Raw genomic sequence first — 10,469 nt, forward strand, 5'->3', positions numbered from 1 at the left:
TCCAGGAGACGAGCACGCCGGAATTGGCGCATGCGCTTACGTCGGCAGCGCTGTTGTTGGTGAGCGTCGACGGCGCCGAGCAGCTGGAACAGACCTGGCTCTCGCAGACAAGGGTCGAGTAGGTCAGGACGATATCGTCCACGTCCCAGCCGGCGGCGTTGTTGGGACCACCATGCCAATTGGCGGCGCTCTGGAAGCGGAAGCGCAGCTTCACGGTGGGGCCATGCGTGGCGTTGAAGGGAGTCAGATCGTAGGGACCGGCCGTCGACATGACCGTCGGGTTGTCGGCCCCCTGCGTCCATTTCTGCAGCGTGACGAAGGAGCCGTCATTCTCCGGATCGATGTCGATTTCCACGGTGTCGGCGAAATTGGCGTTGGAGTAGCCGCCGAAGGCGTGCATGAAGGTCAGCGTACCGAAAACGGCGCCGGCCGGCAGGTTGTAGGCGAAGACGAGATCCTGGGTCGAGCTGTCACGGACGATGCCGCTGCAATCGGTCTGGCCCATGTGCCAGGAGGTCGGCGTCGAGGTGGTCCGGCAGCTCTGCAGGCTGTACTCGGCCGACTTGGAGAACGAGTTGTCGACCGTCGCCGGATCGGTATTGGTTGCCGGGGTCAGCGACTCCGCGTCGAGCGTGACTTCCACGGTCCGCGTCCAGCTGTGCGCCGCGCCGTCGGTGACGGCCACCTGCAGGACCGCCTTTCCGCCACAGAAGTTCGGGGCGGCATTGGCGAGGGTCACCTGCCAGTTGTGGTTGACGGTGGCACCCGAGGCGATGGCGCCGATGGCCTCGGCACCTGTAGGCGATACGGTCACGGTCGCCCCGGGCGGAGCCGACAGAACGCTCAGGGTTGCCTGGACGCCGCTGGCACTAGCACAGCCGGCGTTCTGGAGCCCGAGCGCGAGCGTCGCGGTCTCGCCGCGATCCAGGAAGCCGTCGCTGTCGCAGCCGCCCGACAGGGTGGAAGAGGCCACGGCGACCGCCGGCACGCCGGTGGCGCCGAGATTCGCCGCGACCAGGGCGAAGTCCTGGTCGGTCGTGTCGGCATTGCCCGGAACGCCGTCGCCGCTGAGCGTCTGGGCGCGCACCTTGAGCTGCACCGGCGAGCAGGTCAGCGTGCCTGGCGCCAGCTTCACTCCCTCGACGTTGTTGCGCGTGTCGGCGACAGCACCGGTGTTCGAGAAACCCGCCGTGAAGTTGTTGCCGCGCCAGGTGGTCGCTCCCTGCGTCACCAGCAGATCGAGGTCGTTGACCAGGCACGGATTGCAGCTGACGGCCCCGGCCGGATCGGTCCAGTCGAGGGTCACGGTCACCGGCCGCGAGGGATCCTGGATGATGCCGCTGATGGTGAAGGCCGCGGCATCGCCCGTCGTCCCCAGGACGGTGGTCTGATCCGTGTACATCGCGCCCGCAGGGTTCGCCAGTGATGACTTCAGGTTGATACGTCCCCACCCCTCGTTGAAGTTGGGGATGTCGGGGGTCTTCAGGTCCACCGCGCCGTTGATCAGAATTGCCTTCGCCATGGCGGGCGACGGGAAGACGCCGAAGCGATCGTTGAACCAATCAAAGACGACCGCGGCCGCCCCGGCCATCCGCGGCGCCGCCTGGCTGGTGCCGGAATAGGCGGAGTATTTGTTGGCGCCGTCGACGCCGGTCGACTCGCAGCACCCCGTGCCGCCTCCGGGGTCACAGAAGCAACTGTAGGCCGCCACCGAGGAGCGCGCCCCCACGATGACGTGGCCGGGAGCGGCGATGTCGGGTTTGATCCGGTTGTCGACGGTAGGACCGCGAGAAGAGAAATCAATCAACGCATCGATGTCGTCGGCCGCTCCGCCGCAGCCGGAGACCCCGGGGCACTCCCCGGGGCGGTAGTTCTCCGTGGCGGCCACGCTGATGATGTTCTTGGCGGCGTGCGGCGAGGTCAGCGTCCCGGCCGCCGGACCGCTGTTGCCGGCCGAGAAGACGACGAGATACTGCTGGTTGCCGGCGACCCCCGAGTCGGCGTCGCGCGTGCGCGCGTCCCAGAGGGCGCAGGTCGAGGTGTAGCCGTTGCCGGGCGTCAAACCGTCCTGGAACGAGTGGCTGCCGATGCGCGCCCCGCCGACGCTGAAGGCATCCGCGGCAAGCACGTTGGGCTGGGTTGCGAACGAGGTGGTGCAATCGCCGTCATTGATTGCCTTCTGAAACCAGAGGTGCGCGCCGGGCGCCGCGCCGGCCCCCCAGAAGAAGCCGTCCGAATCGAGAAGGTTCGTTCCCAGCGGCGGCCGCGGATCCCCAAGAACGATCGATGCGACGTTCGTCCCGTGGCCCTCCTGGTCGCGGCTGTTGGGGCAGATGGCCGTGGCGAAGGCGGTCCGGTTGCGGAAATCCTCGTGAATCGTCGCCAGAACTCCGGTATCGAGCCCGGTGTCGGCGACCGCCACGGTGACCCCCGTGCCGTCGGCCCCGAGACTCGCCAGAAAGGGATAGTAGCCGGTCAAGGGCAGGCCGCCGAAAGCGTAGTTGCCGGCGATGATCTGCGCGGCGCGCTCGTCCTCCGGACGCGGCTCGCTCCACTCCTCGACCCAGTAGACGGCAGGGTCGCGCAGAATCGCGGTCAAGTCGCGCGAGCGCACGCCGCGCAGGACGTAGTCGCGCAGGGTCGTCCACTGGCTGGTGGAGGCCGCGGCGCTCTGCGTCTCCAGGCGCGCGCCGCCATGCACCAGGTCATCGATGCGCGCCTGGGCACCCGGGAGATCGAAGGTGACGATTCGGATATCGATCCCCTGATTGGATGCGGCCTTGGCTTTGAGCTCGGCGCGCGCCTTGTAAGCCCCGTGATATTCCCCGTCAAAGGCGACATGTGCACGGCCATGAATCGCCGTCTCGAAGCCCGGCGGAACCAGGAGCAGGTAACCGAAGTGCGGCTGATACTGGACGATCTCGGCGCCCGCGGCTTGCAGATCTGCGAGCCACTGCTCGCGGATCGGCGCGTCGAACTTGACCAGGTAGGGTCGGCGGGTGGGGCGCTCCGGAGAGGCGATGAGCTCCGCCGGAATCGCCGGCTCGCCGTCGCGAACATCGAAGGTCTCGGATCCGACATTGAAGAGGTCGGGGTCCTCCACCGGCTCGAATTCCAGACCCTGCGCGGCAAGCTTCGCCAGGGCCGAGACCGGGATCTCCACGAAGAGCCGCCCATTCTCGGCATCGATGGTCCGGGCGCCGGCGGGGACCACCGAAGGCTGACCGCCGCCTTTCTGCTGGAGCCACCCCTTGGCATTGCCGAAGCGGTCTCCCCGGACCTGAGGTCCCACGGAGCCTTCCTCGAAGGGCTGGGCGACCTGGCCGGCGGGAGCCGGGCCCGAATACTGGCGGACTTCGAGGGCCTGCGAGCCGGACCTGGGGTGCCAGGCAAAGGCGGCCACGAACGCCAGGGATATCAGCCCCAGGGCGGCCGGCAGGCGGAGAATCCCGGCTGAGCGCTTGAAAGTACTACCAGTCAGCATGATGCGCATGTTTTTCCCGAGAATTGGGGGGCCTGCGACGCCCTCATTATTAAGGACGGCCGCCGTGGACGGACGTGGGGTTATGGGGTTTCAGCCCTGAACCTGGAAATATCCGGCGGTCGGGACCGAATGCAATCTTAATTTTTTGCAGCGTGAGCCGAAACGACCGATTTCTGCACACAGGCGTCCTGAGGAAATGTATACTTTCGCCACTCAACATACGACCTGCACAATTCAACGGTTTCTTTCTTGGGAGAAGTCCCATCCCGCCTGTCGAGGACGCTGGAGATTCTTCGGGGAAATCCCCTGTCGTCAAGACCGCCGTGGTCGACGAGGACACCAAGGTCCGCAGGGCACGACGCCCCGACGCTATTCTGGTCGAGGTGATCGGCGGCCCGATGGACGGCATGTCGCGCCGCAGCGCCGGCGAATCCTTGTCGATCGGGAGGACCGAAGAGAATGACCTCGCGATTCCATTCGATCTGTCGGTCTCCGGGAAGCATGCCCGGGTCGTGATTGACGCGGGACAGTACTGGCTGGAAGACCTTGGGTCCACCAACGGCACGTTTCTGGGCGAAGGGCGGATCCAGGGACGGGTCCTCATCGCCCTGGGAACGGTGTTCGTGGTGGGCCGTACCACCCTCGAGCTGATGGCTTCCTGAGGAAACCATGGATTTGCCTCCGCTTTCCGCCCAGATGCAGCAGCTCCTGAGAGAAGCCGCCGCCGAGAGCGGCCGGCGCCAGCAGTACTACCTCGGGGTGGAGCATCTGTTCGCAGCCCTGCTCAACTCCGACTCACTCGCAGCGCTGCTGGCCCGGCGGGGGATCGACGTACGCGCCTTCGTCACCCAGTTGATCGAATCGACCCCCGCGTGCCCTCAGCGTCCGTGGGGGACCGAGATTCTCCTCACGCCTCGCTTTCAGGAGGTGCTGCGCCTGGCCGCCGGCATCGCCGCGCGCCGCGGCGCCGACTGGGTGGAGGAGGGACACCTTCTCGAGGCGGTGCTGTTCGAGGGACACAGCGTCCCGGTACGCCGTCTGCGCGCCGCGGGCGTCAACCTGTCCGAGCTCTATGAGAGTCTGTCCGCGGCCGCATCCGCACCGGCTACGGCCCCGGGCACTCCGATGCTGGAGCGGTTCGGGCGCGATCTCACGGCCCGTGCCCGGGCCGGCGCGCTCAGCCCGATCCTGGGAAGGGAGCGCGAGATCGAGCTGCTCAGCCATGTCCTGCTGCGCATGAACAAGAACAACCCGGTGCTCGTTGGGGAAGCGGGGGTCGGTAAGACCGCCGTCGTGGAAGGGCTCGCGCAGCGCATCGTCTCGAGTGATTGCCCCGAGCCTCTCAAGGAGAGCCGGATCATCGAGCTGTCGCTCGCCTCGATGATCGCGGGGACGCGCTACCGTGGAGATTTCGAAGAAAGGCTGATGGAAGTCCTGCGGGAAGCCTCCGCTTCGCCGGGGATCATCCTCTTCCTCGATGAGATCCATGTCCTGATCGGTGCCGGAGCGAGCGAGGGAGCGCTGGACGCATCGAACATCCTGAAGCCGCGCCTGGCGCGCGGGGAGATCCGCTGCATCGGCGCCACGACGCTAGAGGAGTACCGCCGCTGCATCGAGCAGGACGCGGCGCTCGACCGCCGCTTCGAGAAGATCCTTGTCGCCGAGCCGGCTCCGGAGGCGGCCCGTGAGATGCTGGCGGGCACGGCGCGCTCCCTGGCCCGATTCCACCAAGTCGAAATCGGCGAGGCAGCTATCGCCGCCGCCCTGGGGCTGACGGTCCGCTACGTTCCACAGCGGCGGCTTCCCGACAAGGCGATCGATGCTCTCGATCAGACCTGCGCGCGCATCCGGCTCAATGCCTCGGCCGCCCGCGGCAAGGCGACGGTGGACGAAGCCGACGTCGCGCGGACGATCGCCCAGTGGACCGGCATTCCGGTGGAGCGCCTGTCGGGGGAAGAGGCCCGCAAGCTCCTGCGCCTGGAAGAAGACCTGCGCGCCCGGGTGGTCGGGCAGGACCACGCCGTGTCGGCGGTCTCGCGCGCGCTCGTGACGGCCGGTGCCGGCCTGGCCGATCCGAAGCGGCCGACGGGCGTCTTTCTGTTCCTCGGGCCTCCCGGCGTTGGGAAGACGGAGCTGGCGCGCGGCCTGGCCCAATCCGTCTTCGGCGACGAGAAGCGTCTCCTGCGCTTCGACATGTCGGAGTTCACCGAGCCCCACTCGATTGCCGGCTTGATCGGCGCCCCGCCCGGTTACGTCGGCTACGAGAAGGAGGGACGGCTCGTCGGTCCCATCCGGACGGCGCCGCACAGCGTGGTTCTGTTCGACGAGGTGGAGAAAGCGCATCCGCAGGTCTACGACCTGTTCCTGCAGATCTTCGACGAGGGACGCCTGCGCTCGGCTTCGGGCGTGGAGGCCGATTTCCGCCACGCGATCATCATCCTGACCTCCAATCTCGCTCTGACGGCCCCGCCGAAGGAGAAGCACGTCGGATTCCTGGAAGAGGAAGGACAGGAGGCCGAGACGGATCCGCGAGTCCTCCTGAGAGCCGCGTTCCGCCCGGAGCTGATCGACCGCATCGACCAGATCGTCGTCTTCCACCCTCTCGAGAAGGAACACCTGCGGGCCATTCTGCGGCGGGAGGTGAAGGCAATCGAGTCGCTGGGCTCGGCGCGACGCTTGCAGCTTCTGCTCGATCCCGTCGCGGAGGACTGGCTACTGCAGCAGTGCGCCGCCGACGGACACGGCGCGCGCGGGCTGCGCCGGGGCCTCGACCGTTATCTGCGCCAGCCCCTGGCGCGTGCGCTGCTCGAACGGCCCGACGACGCCGGAGCGCTGCGCGTGACGGTGGCCGACCGCGAGCTGCAGTTCTCCTGAGGATCCCCCCAAAAGAAGCCGGCCGCCCACGACATGGGCGGCCGGAATCAGAGCGCTCTGGCATTAGTTGCACGTCAGGGACAGACCCAGGGTTGTGTTCATCTTGCCGAGCAGCAGCTGCTGCATCGAATAGGGAACCGACACGCTGCCGCCGGGGCCCACGACCTTCGAAAACGTCAGCGGATCGCCCTCTTCCCAGCGATCGGAGCTCAGGTTGTAGAGCTCGCAGCTGCCGTCGTTCTGATGGATCAGCTTGTAATTCGAATTGCGAGCCGCGATCTGGGTCTGGCCGTTCTTGATGATCTCGGTATAGCTGTAGGTCCGCACCACATCCGTCGTCTGGTTGAGCACGGGGACCAGGCTGTAGGAATCGGCGCTGTTGTAGGAGGAGGCTCCACCGACCGTGGCAATCTCCAGAATGGTGTCGTAGAGATCGACGAGCTGAACCAGAGCGTTCGACCACCGCCCCGGGCTCACGACTTTCCCGGCGCCGCTCCCGGTGCCGCTGCCGATGTAAGCGTTGCCATCGGCGATGATCATCGGCACGGCGACCCCGCCCTCGTAAACCGATTCCTTCCCGTGCAGACCCTTGAAAGCCTGGAAGCTGGTCATCGTGCTGTCGGTGCCGTTATCACCCACGAAGATGATGGTGGTCTTCGACAGCTTGTCGTGGATGCGCTCCAGGAGCTCGCCGATGTAAGCGTCCATGCACTCGATCATGGCGGGGTAGATCACCGCCTCGTCCATCGTCTCACCAGTGCCCACGCAGACGCCATCGGTCGGAGGATCCTGGCCGTCCAGGATCTTGGTCGTGGTCAGATGGGGCGCGTTGAAGGCGACGACCGCCATCCAGCTCCCGGTCTGGTCGAGGATCCAGCTGGAAGCGTCGTCCACGTTCACGAAGGTCGCGTAGTTGTCATTGCTCTTTGAGGTGGGCTTGGGGATGGTCCAATCGCCCACGAGCACCTTGTGCAGGACCGAATCGTAGCGGTGCACCGACTCCCGCTTCTCCCACATGTAATAGTCGTCAAGCGCCGCGTCCATGGCCCCTTTGAACACCTCGAAGCCCTGGTCGGTGGGCAGGTTCGTTCCGAGGTGCCACTTGCCGAATAGGGCGCTGTGATAGCCCTTGGTGGCCGAGAGGGCTTCCGCGATGGTGATCATCGAAGTGCTCATGCCGGGAGTGTCCTTTAAGACCACGTCAAAGATACTGTTGTGCACGCTATAGGTTCCGGTCAGCAGGCCGGCCCTGCTGGCTGAGCAGACGGGGCTGGACCAGACGTTCTCGAAACTCACCCCCGCATCCGCGAGGCGGTCGATGTTGGGCGTGTCGGGCGCGTCGATCCTATGCCCGGCGGCGTCCAGGATGTTTCCGAAATGATCCACGTACCGTTGCAGCTGGTCGACCCCGAAGTCGTCCGCGACGATCACGAGCACGTTGCGCTTGGAATCCTGCAGCGCGGCGGAGGCATTCCCCCCCGGCAGGCTGAGAACGGCGAGCGACAGACATACCAGTCCCAGAAGCTTTCCGAGTTTTCGTCCCTGGCTCATGGCACCCTCCTTTGGGCATTCGGTTTCGTCCATTCGCCAGGGAGAGAGCCGTGGGGTGAAGGATTTCACAAGAAGCTGTGGAGGATTCGAGAGGGATTCTGGAACCGCGCGCCTTGAGGGCGCCGGCGATGCCGAAAAAGCCTGAAAGCCGGGGCTCAGGTCGAGGTCAGATTACGTCGGCGCAGCTCTTTGCGAAGGCGTTCGCGCAGCGTTTCGGCCTGCTGCTCGGCTTCCCGGCGCTCCGATTCGCTCGGACCCGACTTGATGAGGCGGCGATACACCTCAAGGTCGGCCGCCAGCGTGACGCATTCGGCGCAGCCGCCGGCGACGTGGCGGTCGAATTCTTCCTGCCTGGCGGCTGCCAGGCGCCCGTCGAGGAAGTCCTGCAGGTCGGCGGCCGAGAGGAAACCGCATCTTGAACGAAAGGTGGTGTCGGTATCGGATCGATCGGTCATGACGAGGTCTCCATGGCCTCCAGCGCGGCGGCGGCGTCGAAGCCGCCTTGCTCGAGGCAACGCCGCAGCTTGCGCTGTGCAGCGATGAGCAGGGCGCGGGCACCGCTGGGATTCGCCAGCTCCAGCGCTTTGCTCAGCTCCTGCAGCGTCACCCCCTCGTAGTACTGTCCCAGGACCACGGCCCGCTCGATTTCCGGGAGCGCCGCCAGACAGCGGCGCAGAGCTCCGGCAATCTGCCCTCGGCTCGCCTCGGCTTCGGGGTTTTGCGATCCGGGCGCCGCGAGGCTGTTCGAGAGAGCCTCGGGAACCTCATCGCAGCGCTCGTCCACGTGCACCCCCCAGCGGCGCCGCAGGTGCGACAGGCGGTAATGGGCGATCTGGAACAACCAGGTCCTGAAGCTCGACTCTTCCCGGAAGCTCCCCAGGTGCTCCATGACGGCCAGATAGAGCTCCTGATTCTCCTCCGCCGCGACTTCCGGCACGCCGATCCTCCTTCGGAAAAAGCCATAGGTCAGGCTGCGATACCGCTCGTACAGCTCCATGAGTATTCCTTCCCGATCGAGGCCGCGCCGGTAACGGCGCACCAGCTCTTCGTCGCTGAAGGGGGCCAGCGGTCTCGATTCGCTCATACCGGTGAGAGCCGCGAAAGGGGAGCTTTCACATCCTCTGTCTCCCGGACAGCGAAATCGGACCCGTGAAACTTGCCGCGGCGCGGCTCCATCCGGTCAGGCAGTCCTGACGGATTGCCGCTGGGAGAATAGGTCATGAACATAGACGGACCAGATCGAACATCATTTCCAGCTGGGTCCCAGTGGTTGGCCGAAAGAATACTCTTGCGCGCATTTACTGGACACAGTATACATGCCCCAACGTCACTGCCTCGCTGCGCCGTGGGCGCCGCAACCGATACCTTGATGAGCCGATTCGTGAGTATCTCGATGACCCGCCCGCGCCGGATTTCGCTCGGCAGACTGATGGTCATAAGGCTTGACCACCTTCTTCGCCGATCCAGAATCTTCCTCATCTTACTGATTCTCTGCTCCGGCTTCCTTCATGCCACGACCCTCCGCTCCCTGAATCTCGAGGAGATGAGCAGTCAGGCGGGGCGCATCGTCGTGGGCCGCTGCGTCTCGGTCGAGCAGGCGACCCATCCGACGCTGGGGATTCCTATTCTGCGCGTCACAGTCAAAGTGGATCGCACCCTCAAAGGACGCGGCGGGAAAACCCTGACCTTCCAGACCGCCTTTCTTCCAGAGGGTCTCTCCGCCCCGGGAGCCGAGGCGACACCCGGCTTCCATGAAGGCGAAAAAGTCGTCCTGTTCCTCTATCCCGAAAGCCGCTCAGGAATGACCAGCCCGGTGGGTCTCGGCCAGGGGAAGTTCCTCCGGGTTTCCGGCAAGGACGGCAAGGAGATCGCCGTCAACGGCTTCGGGAACCGCGGCCTGCTCCACGGAATGTCTCCGCGTGCCGTCGAGCGGGTCGGCAGCCTTGCGAAGGGCGAGGCGCATCGGCCGGATCGGCTCACTTCGGACGACCTGATCCGGATGGTACAGGAGCTGGCGCCATGAACGCGAGGCTGACTCCGCCGCCAACTCGCGCGCTCCTCCTGGTCGTCACGGCCTTGCTCGCCGCTCTCATCGGGTCACCGCCTGGAGCTCTCGCGGGGGGCCCTTGGCATGTCATGAGCAACGGCACGCCGATGGCGTGGCCCGGGACGCCGCCCGGAACCCTTCCCGTGGCGATCTCCTGCGATGTCGACGCCGGGGGCCTGGGTCTGCTAAGCCATGGCGAGGCATCCGTGCTTCTCCAGCAGGCGCTGGGAACCTGGAACGTCGTGGGGCCTGTGACCCTCAGCATCGATTCAGCCCATCCCCTGCCCGATGTCAATGCGACCGGCTTCGGCGACACCAACACCGGCCATTTTTCGAACTTCTGGAACCGCTCCGACGCTGTTTCCGGCAGCGCCATCAAGGTGATCTTCGATTCCGACGGCGCGATCATCGCCGATCTGTACGGGGAGGGGGCGCAGCGCGACATCTTCGGCCTGGCCCTGATCGACACCCCCACTCCCTGTCCGCCCGTATCTTCCGGGGACATTGCCGAGG

The 10,469-nt window shown here is 65.8% G+C and carries 8 protein-coding genes; 4 read left to right on the forward strand and 4 right to left on the reverse strand.

Translation table 11 applies throughout. The annotated features are described in order from the left end of the window. Nucleotides 1-3,493 (reverse strand): S8 family serine peptidase (locus VFW45_11090; GenBank protein HEU5181331.1); only part of this gene is annotated, 3,493 nt, incomplete at its 3' end. Between the two features lie 314 nt (nucleotides 3,494-3,807). On the opposite strand from VFW45_11090, the gene VFW45_11095 reads away from it, so the two are divergent. Further along, complete coding sequence (locus tag VFW45_11095; GenBank protein ID HEU5181332.1) at nucleotides 3,808-4,146, forward strand: FHA domain-containing protein; 339 nt, start codon at nucleotides 3,808-3,810, stop codon at nucleotides 4,144-4,146. A gap of 7 nt (nucleotides 4,147-4,153) precedes the next feature. Continuing rightward, the gene (locus VFW45_11100) at nucleotides 4,154-6,358 is read left to right on the forward strand and encodes an ATP-dependent Clp protease ATP-binding subunit (GenBank protein HEU5181333.1); all 2,205 of its coding nucleotides are present in this window, start codon (nucleotides 4,154-4,156) and stop codon (nucleotides 6,356-6,358) included. 63 nt (nucleotides 6,359-6,421) lie between these two features. Here VFW45_11100 and VFW45_11105 read toward each other — a convergent pair whose 3' ends face one another. From VFW45_11105 to VFW45_11115, 3 genes are all read right to left on the reverse strand, one after another. After that, nucleotides 6,422-7,909, reverse strand: coding sequence for a sulfatase-like hydrolase/transferase (locus VFW45_11105; protein ID HEU5181334.1), 1,488 nt, complete (start codon nucleotides 7,907-7,909; stop codon nucleotides 6,422-6,424). Nucleotides 7,910-8,064: 155 nt separating this feature from the next. Continuing rightward, complete coding sequence (locus VFW45_11110) at nucleotides 8,065-8,364, reverse strand: hypothetical protein (GenBank protein HEU5181335.1); 300 nt, start codon at nucleotides 8,362-8,364, stop codon at nucleotides 8,065-8,067. Beyond that, nucleotides 8,361-8,993, reverse strand: a complete 633-nt coding sequence (locus tag VFW45_11115) for an RNA polymerase sigma factor (GenBank protein HEU5181336.1) — start codon at nucleotides 8,991-8,993, stop codon at nucleotides 8,361-8,363. The genes VFW45_11110 and VFW45_11115 overlap by 4 nt, the downstream gene beginning before the upstream one ends. Nucleotides 8,994-9,452: 459 nt before the next feature. On the opposite strand from VFW45_11115, the gene VFW45_11120 reads away from it, so the two are divergent. Then, nucleotides 9,453-9,932, forward strand: a complete 480-nt coding sequence (locus VFW45_11120; GenBank protein ID HEU5181337.1) for a hypothetical protein — start codon at nucleotides 9,453-9,455, stop codon at nucleotides 9,930-9,932. Then, nucleotides 9,929-10,469, forward strand: a 541-nt coding sequence (locus VFW45_11125) for a hypothetical protein (GenBank protein ID HEU5181338.1), incomplete at its 3' end; no start/stop codon positions are given. The genes VFW45_11120 and VFW45_11125, both read left to right, overlap by 4 nt.

The sequence above is a fragment of the Candidatus Polarisedimenticolia bacterium genome, from assembly GCA_035764505.1.
GTDB lineage: Bacteria > Acidobacteriota > Polarisedimenticolia > Gp22-AA2 > AA152 > AA152.

Excerpts from the sequence above, each read along its gene's own strand:
- VFW45_11100 (HEU5181333.1), top strand. The coding sequence starts at position 4,154 with ATGGATTTGCCTCCGCTTTCCGCCCAGATGCAGCAGCTCCTGAGAGAA.
- VFW45_11105 (HEU5181334.1), bottom strand. The coding sequence starts at position 7,909 with ATGAGCCAGGGACGAAAACTCGGAAAGCTTCTGGGACTGGTATGTCTG.
- VFW45_11110 (HEU5181335.1), bottom strand. The coding sequence starts at position 8,364 with ATGACCGATCGATCCGATACCGACACCACCTTTCGTTCAAGATGCGGT.
- VFW45_11115 (HEU5181336.1), bottom strand. The coding sequence starts at position 8,993 with ATGAGCGAATCGAGACCGCTGGCCCCCTTCAGCGACGAAGAGCTGGTG.
- VFW45_11120 (HEU5181337.1), top strand. The coding sequence starts at position 9,453 with ATGAGCAGTCAGGCGGGGCGCATCGTCGTGGGCCGCTGCGTCTCGGTC.